Below are 13016 nucleotides of genomic sequence, written 5' to 3'. Positions count from 1 at the left end.
TTGAGGCAAGCATCCATGAGCCTGGACATCTTCTGGTTCCTCCCCACTTCTGGCGACACCCGCTATCTGGGCAAGTCCTCCTCCGGGCGCCCGGCAACCAACGAGTACCTGCGGCAGATCGCGGTGACCGCCGAGAGCCTCGGCTACGACGGCCTGCTGATCCCCACCGGCTCGAGCTGCCTCGACCCCTGGGTCACCGCTGCCAGCCTGGTGCCGGTGACCAGCCGCATCAAGCTCTTGGTGGCGCTGCGTACCTCGGTGAGCGGGCCGACCGCCACCGCGCGCCAGGCCGCGACCCTCGACCAGGCGCTCAAGGGCCGCCTGCTGCTCAACGTGGTACCCGGCGGCGACGCCACCGAGCTGGCCGCCGACGGCGTGTTCCTCAGCCACGACGAGCGCTACGAGGCCGCCGACGAGGTGCTCACCGTATGGCGCGAGCTGTTGCAGGGGCAGACCGTCGACTTCGCGGGCAAGCACGTCACCGTCAAGGGCGCGAAGAACTTCTTCCCGCCGGTGCAGAAACCCTATCCGCCGCTGTACTTCGGCGGCTCCTCCCCGGCCGCCCACGAACTGGCCGCCAAGCATGTCGACGCCTACCTGACCTGGGGCGAGCCGCCGGCGGCGGTGGCCGAGAAGATCGCCGACGTGCGCGAGCGGGCGAAGAAGTACGGCCGCACCGTGCGCTTCGGCGTGCGCCTGCACGTGATCGTGCGCGAGACCAACGAGGAAGCCTGGGCCGCCGCCGAGAAGCTGATCAGCCACCTCGACGACGAGACCATCGCCAAGGCGCAGGCCAACTACGCCAAGATGGACTCCGAGGGCCAGCGGCGCATGGCCGCGCTGCACGGCGGCCGCCGCGACCAGCTCGAGGTCAGCCCCAACCTGTGGGCCGGCGTCGGCCTGGTGCGCGGCGGTGCCGGCACCGCGCTGGTCGGCGACCCGCAGACCGTGGCGGCGCGCCTCAAGGAATACGCCGACCTGGGCGTCGACAGCTTCGTGCTGTCCGGCTACCCGCACCTGGAGGAGTCGATCCGCTTCGCCGAGCTGGTGTTCCCGCTGCTGCCGGGCAAGCAGGCGGTCACCGTCGAGGAGGAGGTCACCGGCGGCGCCTTCGACGTGCGCGCCACCAAGCAGGGCGAGGCCGCGGCATGAAGGTCATCGACATGCGCTGCCGGCCGGCGTACCTGCACGACTTCTTCGGCGCCACGCCGGGCAATGCCGCCCATGCGACGGCGCGCTGGCTGAACCGCCGGGTCGGCACTCGCGGCGACGATGCCCACTTCGAGCGCTCGCTCACTCAGGAGGGCTTCCTCGCCGAGGTGCGCGAGGCCGGGCTGAGTCGCGCGGTGGTGGTCGGCCGCCACACGCCGAGCCAGCACCTGCCCAACGACTTCATCCACGAGATCGTCCACGGCCACCAGGAGCTGCTCGGCATCGCCGGCATCGACCCGGCGCTGCAGGGCGGGGAGGGTGCCATCGCCGAGATCGACCGCGCCATCGACCGGCTGGGCCTGTCCGGCATCGACCTGGAACCGGGCTTCGGCGAGCCGGCGCGGCATCCGGACGATCCGCTGTACTGGCCGATCTATGAGCACCTAGCGGCACGGGGCATCCCGCTGTTCCTGATGAGCGGGCCAACCATCCCGGACCCGGCGTTCAACGACCCGGGCCGGCTGGCGAAGATCGCCCGGACGTTCCCCACGTTGCAGATCGTCTGCTACCACGGCTACTGGCCGAACGTGGACCAGTTGCTCGGCGTGGCCTTCCGCTACGAGAACATCCTCGCCGTGCCGGACATGTACCTGTTCCTGCCCGGCAGCGCGGCCTTCGTAGAGGCAGCCAACGGCTTCCTCGGTGAGCAGCTGCTGTTCGGCTCATCCTACCCGTTCCGACCGATCGGCCAGTCCATCGACGACTTCCTCGCCCTCGGTTTCAAGGAAAGCGTGCTGGACCGGCTGCTCTACGGCAACGCGGCGCGGCTGTTCAATCTGCCCGGCTGAGTGTGCCCCGGAGGCGGCCGTGGTGGGGCGCGGCCGCCTCCTCCTCTTCACGTGGCCGCGGGTGCTACCCTGCGGCCACGCTCCTTCCCGGATTCCCGCCATGTCCAAGCCTTCTTCGAGTTTCGCCACCCGCGCCGTGCACAGCGGCAACGACGTCGACCGCCAGATGGTCACCCACGCCAAGACTCTGCCGATCTACCAGACTTCGGTGTTCGTCTACGAGTCGCTGGCGCAGGTCGACGACTTCCTCGCCGGCAACCCCGACAACTACATGTACACGCGTATCGGCAACCCCAACCCGGCCGCGCTGGAGGCGCTGATTCGCGACCTGGAAGGCGGCGAGGACGCGCTGTTCTGCGCCTCGGGGATGGCGGCGATCAGCGCCGCGCTGCAGGGCGTGCTGAGCGCCGGCGACCACCTGATCGCCAGCCGCGAGCTGTACGGCACCACCCAGAGCCTGATCGAGAAGGAGCTGGGCCGCTTCGGCATCACCGCCACCCTGGTCGATATCGGCGACCTGGCCGCGGTGGAGGCGGCGATCACCCCGCAGACCCGGCTGATCTACACGGAAACTGCGTCCAACCCGTTGGTGCGGGTCAGCGATATCCCGGCGCTGAGCCGGGTGGCGAAAAAACATGGTTCATCGCATTTTCCCGGGGAAGGCGGCCTTGATTTTCAGGAAGAAGTAATCGGCGTCCCTGAAGCCATAGGCCATGCGCTTGATCACCTTGATCCGGTTGTTCACCCCCTCCAGCAGGCTGGTGTGCATGTGGAATCGTGCACTGGCGAGGATGCCCCGGGCATAGCGCTGGAGGTTGCGGGCAAAGCGTTGTAGCGGCGCCAAGCCGCTCTCCCGGACATGCCTCAGCCAGGTTCGCCAGCGCCGCCAGCCCTCCCGCACGCTGGGTGCGTACCAGACCTCCTTCAACGCATCCTTGAGCACATAGACCGTGGCCAGTGGCTGGTTGGCTGCCAACAACTCCTGCAGTCGAACGGCATGATCCTCCTTCAGGTTCTCCCGGTTGCGCAGCAGCAGCCAACGGCTCTGCTTGACCACTTGGCGAGCGGGCTTGTCATGGCGCAGGGCATTGGCCTGGTCTACCCGGATGCGGTCGATCACGTCACGTCCGTAGCGGGCGACCACATGGAACAAGTCGTACACAACCTCGGCCTGAGGGCAGTGCTGTTTCACTTCCAGGTCGAAGGCCGTATTCATGTCCATCGCCACAGCCTCGATCTGCTGGCAGCGCTCACCGAGTTGCTCGAAGAACGGGCGTATGGCCTTGCGGCTGTTACCCAGGCCAACCCACAGAACGCGGGTACGCTCGGCATCCATGATCACCGTCGCGTAACGATGGCCTTTGTGCAGGGCGAACTCGTCCATCACCAGACGGCGCACATCGCCCGGCTCGAAGGTGCCGAATGCGGCCTGGAGACGCCGCTTGTCCAGCGTCTTGATGGTGTGCCAGTGCAGCCCGGTGAGCTGGCTGACATGGCTGATGGGCATGAACCGCAGCAGGGTTTCGACCCAGGAACACAGCCGGCGGGTCAGCCGCGAGGCCGGGGCCAACCAGGAAATGTGCTCGGTAACTCGCCCACACGTCAGGCAGTCCACTCGGCGTATGGGGAGTCGCAACTGGACGCGCTGATCGAACAGATCCCGGTCGCGAACGAGGCGAATGCGTCGGTCATGGATCAGGGGGCTGGGCTGCTGACAGCGACCACAGCGTGGAAGGTCGGCCGCTCGGGGTTCGAGGGTCAGCGTGAGGTTTTTTTCGACGGAATGGCTGCAGGCTACAACGTCGTAGCCTGGCCAGAAAGCAGCAAGATCAATAGGATGCACGGTGACAGCAGGGGGCAGGCGTTGGTGTGTTTGGCGACTGCCAATTTACCTGCTTCCCTGTCTGTCAATCCGCTCTTCCCCACGATCCCGCGAAGAACCAAAAACATGGCCTCAAGCTGGTGGTCGACAACACCTTCCTGTCGCCGGCGCTGTACCGCCCGCTGGCCGACGGCGCCGACCTGGTGCTGCACAGCACCACCAAGTACCTCAATGGCCACAGCGACGCCACCGGCGGCATCCTTGCCGGCGATGCCGAGTGGGTGGCGCAGGCGCGGCGCTTCCAGATCAACGCCGGCGGCAGCGCCAGCCCGTTCGAGGCCTGGCTGACCTTCCGCGGCGCCAAGACCCTGGCCCTGCGCATGCAGGCCCATTCGCGGGGCGCCCAGGCGCTGGCCGAGGCCCTCGAAGCCCATCCGCAGGTGGCGCGAGTCTACTATCCGGGCCTGCCGTCGCACCCCGACCATGAACTGGCCAAGCGCCTGTTCTCCGGCGGCTGCTCGGGCATGCTCAGCTTCACCCTGAAGGGCGGGTTGGCCGAAGTCGACCGGCTGATCCAGTCGCTGCAGCTGGCGGTGTTCGCCCCGTCGCTGGCCGGCGTGGCGACCAGCATCAGCCATCCGGGCAAGACCTCGCACCGTGCGCTTTCGGCGGAAACCCTGGCCAGCCTGGACATCCACGATGGCACCGTGCGCGTCTCGGTGGGCATCGAGGAGGCGGCGGACATCGTCGCCGACTTCATGCAGGCACTGGATCGGCTCGCTCCCTGAGTCGCGCTCAGGTCCAGAGCAGACGGGCGCCGGCGGCGACCAGGGTGATGCCGAGGATCCGGTAGACCGCCTGCAGCGGAAGATGCTGACTACCCAGCTGTGCCCCCACGGCGCCCCCCAGGGCGGCCGCCAGGGCCATCCATGCCAGTCCCGGCGGTAGTCGCATGCTCGCCGTCAGGTGGCCGAGCAGCGCGACCGCCGAGTTGACGAAGATGAACACGGCCGACACCGCAGTCGCCGTGCGCGGCGTGGCCCACTGGCAGTACAGCAGCAGCGGGGTCAGCAGGACACCGCCGCCCATCCCGGTCAGCCCCGAGAGTAGCCCGATGCTGCCGCCCGCGGCAGCGGAAGCGGCGCGCGAAGGCGGCGTGGCGCGCGCCTGATGATCGGGCTTGCGCACCAGGAACGGCAGGCCAGCGAGCAGCAGCAGTGTGCCGAGCACGGCGCTGAACGCCGCCACCGGCAGACTCAGGTAGCCGCCGACGAAGGCGGCCGGAAGCGACGCGACCAGAAAGGGCCACAGCAGCGGCCAGGAAAAATGCCCGCTGCGGCAGAAGCGCGCGGCAACCACGCTGGAGACCAGCACATTGAGCACCAGCGCGGCCGGCTTGAGCGTCTCCGGCGCCAGGCCGAACAAGGCCATCGCCGCCACGAAGCCGGAGGCCCCCGCCTGGCCGACGCAGCCATACAGCAGTGCGACCGTGAACAGGGCGCTGCAGATCAGGATCAGGGCGGGGCTATCTAATGCCATTGGCGGACTACCGGGGCGAGCACAAGGTGGCTGACACGCGGACTTGCGGGGTTTAGGGGGAACAGGAGTGCTGCTGCCTCGACCCGTGGCCAAGGCAGCAGCAGTTGCCGGCTGCTTGTTCAACCCGGCGCATGGCTCCAGCGCCGGTACAGCGCCCGCGCGGCGGCGTCCAGGCAGAAGCCGAGCACGCCGATCAACAGGACCATGGCCATCAGCTCCGAGTAGGCCAGACGATCGCGGGTGTCGAGGATGTAGTAGCCGAGGCCGGCGCTGACGCCGAGCATCTCGCAGGGCACCAGCACGATCCATAGGATGCCGATGGCCAGGCGCACGCCGGTCAGCACGTGGCCGAGCACCCCCGGCAGGATCACCCGCGAGAGAGTTTCCCAGCGCGTGGCGCTGAGGCTGCGGGTCAGCTGCAGCCAGCGCTTGTCGAGGCTCTTCACTCCGGCAGCGGTGTTGAGCAAGATCGGCCACACCGCGGCGAAGGCCAGCAGGAAGTAGATCGGCCGGTCGCCGACGCCCATCAGCATCACCGCGATGGGCATCCACGACAGCGGCGAGATCATGCGCAGGAACTGGAAGGCCGGCGTGGTCGCCCACTCCAGATTGCGTGAGGCGCCGACCAGCAGGCCCAGCGGCACGCCGACCAGCAGCGCCAGAGAGAGGCCGACCAGGATGCGCTGCAGGCTGACGCGGACGTGCTCGTACAGCTCGCCACGACCGAGCAGCTCGATCAGGCTGGCCAGGGTGGCCTGCGGCGAAAACAGCGCCGCCAGGCCCGAACCCGAGCCGAACAGCGCCACGCCCAGCCACCATAGGCCGAACAGCAGGAACAGCCCGCCCAGGCCGAGCAGCCAGGACCAGCCGTGGCTCTTTACGGCATTCAAACGCGAATCTCCTCGGTTCTTTCGAAACTGTCGGGCAGGCCGAAGGCCTTCAGCCCGCCCACGGCCGCCAGGCTGTTGCGCACGAAGCGGTCGTCGACCAGCTCGCGGGCAGCCTGTTGCGGATCGAGGTTGGCGAGGAAGCCCTTGTCGCCCTCGATCACGGTGTCCTTCAGACGGCGCACCAGTTCCTCGGTGTAGCTGGGGAACGGATAGGGCTGGAAGTCGATGCGCCGGTCGTCCCATGTCTGATGCTGGATGGCGCCGCTGGCCAGGTACTGCGCGCGCTCGGCGGCGTCCGGGGCCAGCACCCGGCGCAGCACCTCGGGCGCGTGGGGGGTGTAGCGGTTGGCGCCGTCACGGGACAGCAGTTGCGCGGCTTCGGCGCGGTGCTCGCGGGTCCACAGCTGCGCCTTGACGATGGCGTTGACCACCTTCTGCGACCATTCCGGGCGGTTGTTCAGATCGTGCTCGTGCATGAACACCACGCAGCAGGCATGGTTGCGCCACACGTCGCCGGTGAAGCGCTGGATGCGGCCGACCTTGAGGTTCTCGGCCATGGCGTTGAACGGCTCGGCAACGATGTAGCCGGCGATGCGCTGGCTGGCCAGCGCCGGCGGCATGTCCGAGGGCGGCAGCACCACCAGGTTGACCTCGTTGGCGGCGATGGCGCTGCCGGCCGGCTTGCTCACCGGGGTCAGGCCGCTGTCACGGAATACCTGCTGCACCACCACGTTGTGGATCGAGTACCAGAACGGGATGGCGACAGTCTGGCCGCCCAGTTGCTGCACCTCCGTGATGCCGGGGGCGACGGTCAGCCCGGAGCCGCCGACGTGGTTCCAGGCCACCACCTTGGCCGGCACTCGGCTGGCGAAGCGCGCCCACACAGTCATCGGCGACAGCAGGTGGATGACGTTGACCTGGCCGGAGATGAACGCCTCGATCACCTGCGCCCAGCTTCGCAGCAGCACCGGACGTTCGGACTGGATGCCCTCGGCCTCGAATAGGCCGTTGTTGTGCGCCACCAGCAGCGGGGTGGCGTCGGTGATCGGCAGGTAGCCGATGCGCACCGGGGCGTTCGGGTCAGCTGCGGCATGGGCTTGCAGGCTGGTCAGCAGCGGCAGGGTGGCGGCAGCGCCGCCGAGCAGGGCGCTCAACCTGAGGAAGTCGCGGCGCGAATATTGGGTGTCGTTGCAGTCGTGGCACATGGCAAGTCTCCAGCGGATCGAGTGTGGGAGTCGTGGCTGCGGCTTGCCCGCCGTAGGGTTTTGAGGATGTCGATGCGCAACTGGCCAAGCTCGTCGACCAGCTCTTCGCGGGGCTGGGGCAGGTCGACGTGCCACTCGCCGAGCGCGTGCGCTGGGGTGCCACCCAGTAGCAGGATGCGTTCGGAAAGCAGCAGGGCCTCATCGATGTCATGGGTGATCAGCACCGCGGCGGTCTGCCGCTCGCGGACAATCCTGAGCAGCAGTTGCTGCATGTCGGCGCGGGTAACCTCGTCCAGCGCGCCGAAGGGTTCATCGAGCAACAGCACGTGCGGCTCGCGCGCCAGGCAGCGGGCCAGCGCAGTGCGCTGCGCCATGCCGCCGGACAGCTCGCTCGGGTAGCGGCCGCGGGCGTGCTCGAGGCCAACCGCGACGATGGCGGCATTCACGCGCTCATCGCGTTCGGCGGCGCTGCGCCGGGGCTGGTGCTTGAAGTCCAGGCCGAAGGCGACGTTGTGCTCGAGGTTCAGCCAGGGCAGCAGCGAAGGGTCCTGGAAGGCCACCGCGACGCGCGGGTGCGGGCCGGCGAGCGGCTCGCCGAACAGGCGCACCTCGCCTTCCAGCGGCGCCTGCAGGCCGGCCAGCACGCGCAGCAGGCTGGATTTGCCGACGCCGCTGGGGCCGAGGAGGGTCACCACCTCGCCCGGGCGCAGGTTCAGCGCGAAGTTCTCCAGGATGCGGCGCTGCCCATAGCCGAGGGCGATGCCGCTGGCCTGCAGGACCGGCGCGCTCATGCGGCGGCTCCCGCATGACGCTGCAGTTCGCCGCGCAGCTGCACCAGGCTGGGGGTAACGATGGGCACGAAGGCTGATTCGCGCAGGCGGCGGGCGAAGCCGGCGCCGTGCTGCTGCAGGTAGGCCTTGCCGCCGCTGGCCTGCAGCTCCAGCTGCACTGCCTGCCCGGCCAGTTCGGCGAGGGCAATGCGTAGCTTGAACAGGCTGGCCGGCTCGCTCAGGAAGCGGCCGGCGCACAGGCCGTGCTTGAGTTCGGCCACGCACTGTTCGAGCCGCGCGCACAGATCGCGCCATTCTGCCTCCAGCACCGAGCGGCTGCCGGCCAGATGGCGTTCGACTTCCTGCAGGCAGCGGCGGGTCAGGCCGATGGTCATGCCGCACTGCAGGCCGAGGAAGCCGGGGCGCACGCGTGGCAGGTATTGGCGGGCGTCGTCGGCCAGCAGCCAGTCACGCTGCAGCTGCAGGGCGTCGAGCTGCAGTGCCGCGGTGTTGCTCGATTGCAGGCCGAGCAGTTGCAGATCTTCGCTGCGGGTGAGCCCGGACAGATCGTCGGGGATGGCGGCGATGAAGGGCGCCGCGCCCGACAGCTCGACTGCGGCCGCGACCACGAAACCGCGCTTGCGTAGGTTGGTGACCCACGGCAGGTGTCCGTCCAGCTGCCAGCCAGCTGCGCTAGGCGTGGCGCGCACGCCCAGCTCCTCGATACCCGACAGGTACTTCATGGCATTTGACAGGCCGGTGGCGCCGGCCTGGGTGCCGTCCAGCAGCTCGCCGAGCAGGCGCTCGCGCAGGGCGGTGTTGTCGGTGTGCAGCAGGTATTCGATGAAGGTGCGCTGGCCCCACAGCACGAAGGCGGCGGTCAGCGAGTGGCCGGCGACGGCGGCGATAGCGTCGATAGCGGCGCAGGTGTCGCCACCGGCACCGCCGTACTGCTCGTCCACGCCCAGACCGAGCACGCCGGCAGCGGCCAGCTGTGGCAGTACGTCATCGGCTTCGCGCAGACCGCGATCTAGGGCGTCGGCTTCGGCTTCGAGCCAGTGGCTTAGGTTGCTATCCAGCATGGTCGTTCTCTCCCAGGCAAATGGACGTGGTAATCAGGCGCTGACGGCTTCCCAGCGGTAGCGGCCCAGCTCGGGGTTGAGCGGGGTGCGGGCGAAGCTGTTGGCGAAGTTGCACAGGGTCGCCAGGCTGACGCCGAGGATCACTTCCAGCGCCTGGCCCTCGCTGAAGCCGGCAGCGAGGAAGGCCTGGTAGTCGACATCGGCGACATTGCCGCGGGTAGCAATGACGTTGCGGGTAAACTCGGCCAGCGCCTCGTAGCGGGCGTCCGGCAGCTCGCCGCGGGCGCGCAGGGCCTCGATCACCTCGGCCGGCAGCTTGGCCTTGTTGGTGGCCACGGCGGTGTGGCCGGCGACGCAGAAGGTGCAGCCATGGGTGGTGGCGGCGATCAGCTGGATCACCTCGCGCTCGGCCAGGCCGAGGCTGGCCTTGCCGTTGAGGGCGGAAACGGTGACGTAGGTTTCCAGCGCCGCCGGGGCGTTGGCCAGCACCGCCAGCAGGTTGGGGATGAAGCCGGAGTTGTTCTGCGCATTTTCCAGGAACGGACGGGCCTCGGCCGGAGCGCTTTCGAGGGTGTGCAGGGTGACGCGGGACATGGACAGGACTCCTGAGAGAAAGTGTGCAGGAATTCTGTTGGTTATAAGAATCGCGTTCAATATTCTAGAATCCTATTCACTTGCTCTGGAGTCTTTCGATTAGATGAATTCGTCCACGACTCTTATCGATTGGTTATTAGAAAGCCTGGAGCTGGACGCCAGCCTGTTCCATGTCGGCCGCTACTGCGGTGGCTGGCATGCCAGTACCCAGGGCATGGCCCGCTCCAGCTTCCACCTGCTGGTGCAGGGCAGCTGCTGGCTGCATGTCGACGGCCAGGCGCCACAGCAATTGCAGGCCGGCGATGCGCTGTTCATCCTGCGTGACGTGCCCTATCGGCTGTCCGGCGAGGCCAGCAGCGAGGCGGCCTGCGCGGCGCCGCGCGGGCAGATGCAGGCGCTGGAGCCCGGGGCGGAGGAGGGGGTCGGCCTGGTCTGCGGCTTCTTCCATTTCCAGCCGGGACTCAGCGAGCTGATCGTCGACTCGCTGCCGACCTGCCTGCTGCTGCGTGCCGGCGATCCCACCCTGGCGGCGGCGCGCAGCCTGTTCGAGCTGATCCTCGCCGAGTGCGCCCGCGAGCAGGGACCGTCGGCCGGCGTGCTCGAGCGTCTCAGTCAGCTGCTGTTCCTCTACGTGCTGCGCCAGCACGGCACGACCAGCACCAGCGGCGAGCTGCGCGGCCTGCTGGCACTGGCGCGGCAGCCGGCGTTCGGCGGGCTGCTGGAGCGGCTGATCGCCGCACCGGCCGAAGCCTGGACGCTGGAGCAGATGGCCGCCTGCGTCGGCCTGTCGCGCGCCGCGTTCGCCAAGCGCTTCCATGAGCTGGCCGGGCAGACGCCGGGCCAGGTGCTGCTCGGCCTGCGCATACGCGCGGCGTGCCGGCTGCTGAAGGAAGGCCAGGCGGTGGCCGAGGTCGCCGAGGCGGTGGGTTACCAGTCGGTGGCGGCCTTCACCCGCGCCTTCGACAAGCTCATCGGCCTGCCGCCGGGGGCCTACCGGCGCAGTCGTTAGGGTGGTGCTCGGCACGGCGCATCGCCCGCTCAGGTACCAGGCGCCAGTTCGAGGTGCTCGGGCTCGATCACCTCGCCGCACACCAGCAGGGCGAAGTGCATGACGCTTTCCAGTTCGCGGGTGTTGCCCGGCCAGCTGTAGCGTTCGAGCAACTGCTGGGCCGCCAGGCTCAGGCTGGGGGGCGGCAGGCTGAGGCGCTGGGCATGCACGCCGAGGAAGTAGCCGGCCATCGGCAGGATGTCACCCGGGCGTTCGCGCAGCGGCGGCAGCTCCAGGCGGCCGTCGACCAGGTAGTGCAGCAGGCGCTGGTCGAACTTGCCGACCGCCGCCGCACGGGCCAGGTCGAAGCTGGTCGCGGCGACCAGGCGCACGTCCACCGCGCTGGCCTCGCGGGCGCCGACGCGCAGCACCTCGCGGGTTTCCAGGGCGCGCAGCAGCTTGTGCTGCAACGCCAGCGGCAGGTCGCCGATCTCGTCCAGATACAGGGTGCCGCCGTGTGCCGAGCCGAACCAGCCGGCGCGACTGCTGGATGAGCCGTTGTAGACGCCGGGGGCGTGGCCGAACAGTTCGGCTTCGGCGTGCTGCGCGCTGAGGCTGGCGCAGTTGAGGGCGACGAACAGGCCGGGGCGGCCGCTCGAGCGGTGGATATGGCGGGCCAGCAGCTCCTTGCCGGTGCCGGTCTCGCCGCGGATCAGCAGCGGCTGATAGCCGGGGGCCAGGCGCTCGACGTCGTCATGCAGCTGCCGCGAGCGCGGGTCGACGAACACCAGCGCCTTGGCGCGGATGCTCAGCGGGCTGCGCTCGGCATCGGCGAAGGTGAGGATCGGTTGGCTCAGCGGGTTGTGCGGACTCATGACAGGCTCCCGGGCGGAACCTGGCTCCGCCCGTTCAGAAGGATTCGCGGCGCGCCACAGGGCAGGGCATGCGCGGTTCAGGCCCGGCGCCGGGCCTGCTGCTCGATCAGGCCCTGCAGGCGGTACAGGTAGGCAAAGCCCTGCTCCCACTGGCAGTGCCCGGACTTGACGTTGATGTGCCCGACGCCGCTCAGCAGCACCGCCTCGGCACCCCACTGGTGGGCCATCTGCATGGCCCGCGGCGCGCTGGCGGCCGGATCGTTGTCGGAGCCGACCAGCAGGCTGGGGAAGGGCAGCAGGCTGCGCGGCATGGGCGCGAAGTTCTGCAGCGCCTCGGGACAGCCGGGGCGCTCGACGTCCGCCGGTGCCACCAGCAGGGCGCCCTGTACCTTGGCCAGCAGCGCCGGGGTGGCCTGCGCCGCCCAGTGGGCGAGGGTGATGCAGCCCAGGCTGTGGGCCACCAGAATCAGCCGGCCGGGGGCCGCGGCGATGTGCCGCTCCAGGCGGGCGATCCAGGCATCGCGTTGCGGATTCAGCCAGTCGGCCTGCTCGACCCGGCTGGCATCCGGCAGGCTGCGCTGCCAGTGGCTCTGCCAGTGCTCGGCTGGCGAGCCTTGCCAGCCCGGCAGGATCAGGTAGTGGATGGCGTGACGGCGCATGGGCGGCCCTCGTACAGGCTGTGGATCAGCGCAGTCTAGGCAGTAGAGAAAAGGATGTTAAGTAATAAAAAATTATTTATTTATGCTTTTTGGTTTTTAGTGGCTGAGGAGAGGATGGCGTCCGTCTGTCAGTTTGTTATTTCATGTAGGAATATAAAAATTCTTAAACAGTATTTTTAAGAATATTTCTGGCACGCCTAATATCCGCTCCAGCCGCCGCGAGTCGTGTCATCCAGCGGCCCCTTTCCAAGGAGCATTTCCATGAGCGCCAACCTACGCAGTGTTGCCGGACAGGATGAAGCCGGCCTGTTGCGCGAGATCCACAATGCCCTCAATGGCCTGCGTTACGGCGCGGTGGAAATCACCGTGCACAACGGCCAGGTGGTGCAGATCGAGCGCAAGGAAAAATTCCGTCTGCAGTCGCCGACCGGCAGCAAGCCGGCCTGATTCCAGCCAGGCCCGACTGGACCTCCAGAGGGCGTGAGCATGACCCCGAGCCATAGCCACAACAAGATGAGCACGAGCACAGCCATGAGCACGCACCCCTACCGCTGCTGTTGCTGGCGAATGTGTCGCTGAAGTTCAGCCAGAC

At 68.2% G+C, this 13016-nt stretch carries 14 protein-coding genes and 1 pseudogene; 6 read left to right on the top strand and 9 right to left on the bottom strand.

Annotated elements, in window-relative coordinates:
* Nucleotides 1-15: 15 nt before the first annotated feature.
* The 3 genes and pseudogenes from ssuD to SK095_RS06360 all read left to right on the top strand — a co-directional run.
* A complete protein-coding gene (gene ssuD / locus SK095_RS06370) occupies nt 16-1152 on the top strand; it encodes an FMNH2-dependent alkanesulfonate monooxygenase (RefSeq protein WP_320548294.1) in 1137 nt (378 codons plus the stop codon).
* On the top strand, nt 1149-2000 hold the full coding sequence (locus tag SK095_RS06365) for an amidohydrolase family protein (RefSeq protein WP_320548293.1): 852 nt from the start codon (nt 1149-1151) through the stop codon (nt 1998-2000). The genes ssuD and SK095_RS06365 overlap by 4 nt, the downstream gene beginning before the upstream one ends.
* A 100-nt stretch (nt 2001-2100) precedes the next feature.
* Nucleotides 2101-2628, top strand: a pseudogene (locus SK095_RS06360) (PLP-dependent transferase); the annotation flags it as partial.
* 12 nt (nt 2629-2640) lie between these two features.
* On the opposite strand, the gene SK095_RS06355 reads toward SK095_RS06360, so the two are convergent.
* Nucleotides 2641-3843: an ISL3 family transposase gene (locus SK095_RS06355; protein ID WP_320546462.1), complete on the bottom strand. Its 1203-nt coding sequence runs from the start codon at nt 3841-3843 to the stop codon at nt 2641-2643.
* Between the two features lie 26 nt (nt 3844-3869).
* Between SK095_RS06355 and SK095_RS06350 the strand changes: the two genes are divergently transcribed.
* Nucleotides 3870-4610, top strand: a complete 741-nt coding sequence (locus SK095_RS06350) for a trans-sulfuration enzyme family protein (protein ID WP_320548292.1) — start codon at nt 3870-3872, stop codon at nt 4608-4610.
* Between the two features lie 7 nt (nt 4611-4617).
* Here the strand turns inward: SK095_RS06350 and SK095_RS06345 are convergent, their stop codons facing one another.
* The 6 genes from SK095_RS06345 to SK095_RS06320 all read right to left on the bottom strand — a co-directional run bounded on the left by SK095_RS06345 (nt 4618) and on the right by SK095_RS06320 (nt 9902).
* Nucleotides 4618-5361 (bottom strand): sulfite exporter TauE/SafE family protein, encoded by a 744-nt coding sequence (locus SK095_RS06345; protein ID WP_320548291.1) that lies wholly within the window; start codon nt 5359-5361, stop codon nt 4618-4620.
* A 119-nt stretch (nt 5362-5480) separates the two neighbouring features.
* A complete protein-coding gene (locus SK095_RS06340) occupies nt 5481-6218 on the bottom strand; it encodes an ABC transporter permease (protein ID WP_320548871.1) in 738 nt (245 codons plus the stop codon).
* Between the two features lie 29 nt (nt 6219-6247).
* Nucleotides 6248-7456 carry an ABC transporter substrate-binding protein gene (locus SK095_RS06335; RefSeq protein ID WP_320548290.1) on the bottom strand — a complete coding sequence of 403 codons (1209 nt, stop codon included), beginning with the start codon at nt 7454-7456 and terminating at the stop codon, nt 6248-6250.
* Nucleotides 7402-8247, bottom strand: a complete 846-nt coding sequence (locus tag SK095_RS06330; protein WP_320548289.1) for an ABC transporter ATP-binding protein — start codon at nt 8245-8247, stop codon at nt 7402-7404. Before SK095_RS06330 ends, SK095_RS06335 begins: the two co-directional genes overlap by 55 nt.
* Entirely contained in the window at nt 8244-9308 is a 1065-nt protein-coding gene (locus SK095_RS06325; RefSeq protein WP_320548288.1) for an acyl-CoA dehydrogenase family protein, read from the bottom strand. Before SK095_RS06325 ends, SK095_RS06330 begins: the two co-directional genes overlap by 4 nt.
* A 33-nt stretch (nt 9309-9341) precedes the next feature.
* Complete coding sequence (locus SK095_RS06320) at nt 9342-9902, bottom strand: carboxymuconolactone decarboxylase family protein (protein ID WP_320548287.1); 561 nt, start codon at nt 9900-9902, stop codon at nt 9342-9344.
* A 103-nt stretch (nt 9903-10005) separates the two neighbouring features.
* Here SK095_RS06320 and SK095_RS06315 point away from each other — a divergent pair, with 103 nt between their 5' ends.
* Complete coding sequence (locus SK095_RS06315) at nt 10006-10911, top strand: AraC family transcriptional regulator (protein WP_320548286.1); 906 nt, start codon at nt 10006-10008, stop codon at nt 10909-10911.
* Nucleotides 10912-10940: 29 nt separating this feature from the next.
* Here SK095_RS06315 and SK095_RS06310 read toward each other — a convergent pair whose 3' ends face one another.
* Nucleotides 10941-11765: a sigma 54-interacting transcriptional regulator gene (locus SK095_RS06310; protein ID WP_320548285.1), complete on the bottom strand. Its 825-nt coding sequence runs from the start codon at nt 11763-11765 to the stop codon at nt 10941-10943.
* 77 nt (nt 11766-11842) lie between these two features.
* Nucleotides 11843-12424, bottom strand: coding sequence for an alpha/beta hydrolase (locus SK095_RS06305; RefSeq protein ID WP_320548284.1), 582 nt, complete (start codon nt 12422-12424; stop codon nt 11843-11845).
* Between the two features lie 261 nt (nt 12425-12685).
* On the opposite strand from SK095_RS06305, the gene oscA reads away from it, so the two are divergent.
* A complete protein-coding gene (oscA, locus tag SK095_RS06300) occupies nt 12686-12871 on the top strand; it encodes a sulfur starvation response protein OscA (protein ID WP_092431935.1) in 186 nt (61 codons plus the stop codon).
* The last annotated feature ends 145 nt before the right edge of the window (nt 12872-13016 follow it).

Source organism: Pseudomonas sp. AN-1, assembly GCF_034057115.1.
In the GTDB taxonomy this organism is placed as follows: Bacteria; Pseudomonadota; Gammaproteobacteria; order Pseudomonadales; family Pseudomonadaceae; genus Geopseudomonas.
This window is presented reverse-complemented; position numbering and strand designations above follow the sequence as displayed.

Excerpts from the sequence above, each read along its gene's own strand:
- ssuD (WP_320548294.1), top strand. The coding sequence starts at position 16 with ATGAGCCTGGACATCTTCTGGTTCCTCCCCACTTCTGGCGACACCCGC.
- SK095_RS06305 (WP_320548284.1), bottom strand. The coding sequence starts at position 12,424 with ATGCGCCGTCACGCCATCCACTACCTGATCCTGCCGGGCTGGCAAGGC.
- SK095_RS06325 (WP_320548288.1), bottom strand. The coding sequence starts at position 9,308 with ATGCTGGATAGCAACCTAAGCCACTGGCTCGAAGCCGAAGCCGACGCC.
- oscA (WP_092431935.1), top strand. The coding sequence starts at position 12,686 with ATGAGCGCCAACCTACGCAGTGTTGCCGGACAGGATGAAGCCGGCCTG.
- SK095_RS06335 (WP_320548290.1), bottom strand. The coding sequence starts at position 7,456 with ATGTGCCACGACTGCAACGACACCCAATATTCGCGCCGCGACTTCCTC.
- SK095_RS06320 (WP_320548287.1), bottom strand. The coding sequence starts at position 9,902 with ATGTCCCGCGTCACCCTGCACACCCTCGAAAGCGCTCCGGCCGAGGCC.
- SK095_RS06330 (WP_320548289.1), bottom strand. The coding sequence starts at position 8,247 with ATGAGCGCGCCGGTCCTGCAGGCCAGCGGCATCGCCCTCGGCTATGGG.
- SK095_RS06315 (WP_320548286.1), top strand. The coding sequence starts at position 10,006 with ATGAATTCGTCCACGACTCTTATCGATTGGTTATTAGAAAGCCTGGAG.
- SK095_RS06365 (WP_320548293.1), top strand. The coding sequence starts at position 1,149 with ATGAAGGTCATCGACATGCGCTGCCGGCCGGCGTACCTGCACGACTTC.
- SK095_RS06310 (WP_320548285.1), bottom strand. The coding sequence starts at position 11,765 with ATGAGTCCGCACAACCCGCTGAGCCAACCGATCCTCACCTTCGCCGAT.
- SK095_RS06345 (WP_320548291.1), bottom strand. The coding sequence starts at position 5,361 with ATGGCATTAGATAGCCCCGCCCTGATCCTGATCTGCAGCGCCCTGTTC.